The sequence below is a fragment of the Streptomyces sp. MBT65 genome (assembly GCF_016612545.1).
GTDB lineage: Bacteria > Actinomycetota > Actinomycetes > Streptomycetales > Streptomycetaceae > Streptomyces.
On record NZ_JAENRY010000718.1, the window covers coordinates 1 to 657 of the forward strand.

At 73.7% G+C, this 657-nt stretch carries 1 pseudogene; it reads right to left on the reverse strand.

Features of this window, described 5'->3' with window-relative positions:
• Window positions 1–657, reverse strand: a pseudogene (locus tag JHN63_RS51770) (DNA-binding protein); the annotation flags it as partial.

Genomic DNA, 657 nt, shown 5'->3' on the forward strand with positions numbered 1-657 from the left:
GGCGTGGGGTGGGCGGTGCCGGGTTCGTCGCGCAGTCCGGCGTCGCGCAGGAGGAGGGGGACCAGGCCGGGTTCGAGGGTGACGCCGGCGAGTTCGGCGGGGCGGGTGATGGATTCCCGCAGTTCGGCCACGGACATGGGGAGCAGGACGAACAGTCCGTCGGTGAACACCGGGGCGAGTTCCGGGAGTTCGAGGCAGCGGCCGGTGAAGTCGGCACGGACGCCGAGCACGACGACGGCGGGGTCCGGGCCGGTGGACAGCGACCGCAGGACCCGGACGAAGGCGCGCCGCTCGCTCTCGTCGGAGCAGAGGGTGAACAGTTCCTCGAACTGGTCGACCAGCAGCACCGGCAGGACCGGTGGCGGGCGGCGGCCGTCGGGGCCGGGCGGGGTACCCTCCGAGCGGGCGCGGACCGCTTCCAGCAGGGTTTCGGGGCGGTCGGCCACCTGCCGTGCGGTGAGGTCGAGGTCGCTGCCGAGGACCTTCGCCGTCCGTTCGAGGAGTTCTTCCAGCGGATGGGCGGTGGGGGTGACGGCGATCACCGGCCAGCGCTCGGCGCCGGGCATCGGGAAGCCGCCGGGGCGCCGTAACGCGGGAATGAGACCGGCGTTCAGGAGCGAGGACTTGCCGGCGCCGGACGGGGCGACCAGTACCGGA